General features: G+C 69.9%; 1 protein-coding gene. It reads right to left on the bottom strand.

The window, feature by feature from the left end; all coding sequences use genetic code 11:
• Positions 1 to 80: 80 nt before the first annotated feature.
• Positions 81 to 286, bottom strand: a 206-nt coding sequence (locus ACNKXV_RS14545) for a hypothetical protein (protein ID WP_417908415.1), incomplete at its 5' end; no start/stop codon positions are given.

A 286-nucleotide genomic window follows, 5' to 3' on the forward strand; every position in this document is an offset into this window, starting at 1 on the left:
CGGCACACAGCCGTTGACCCGTCGTGCCTGCCACTGGCATCGTTCCGCCCCGGTTTGCATGAGCAGCCGCTTGCAAGCGCTCAGCGCACCGCCTCCCCCAGCCTGAACACATTCTTGCCGGTCCCCGCCACGCGCACCTCCACCGCGTGCGCCCCGACCGACAGGTGTCCCAGGTTCCCGCGCCATTCGATTGCCGGCTGTGCATCCTTGGGCAGTCCCGCGCTGTCGATCACCAGCACCTGCCCGTTGAACTTCGCCGCGCGCCGCCAGGTGCAGCTGCGCGCGG

The sequence above is a fragment of the Christiangramia aquimixticola genome, from assembly GCF_048285835.1.
GTDB lineage: Bacteria > Bacteroidota > Bacteroidia > Flavobacteriales > Flavobacteriaceae > Christiangramia > Christiangramia aquimixticola.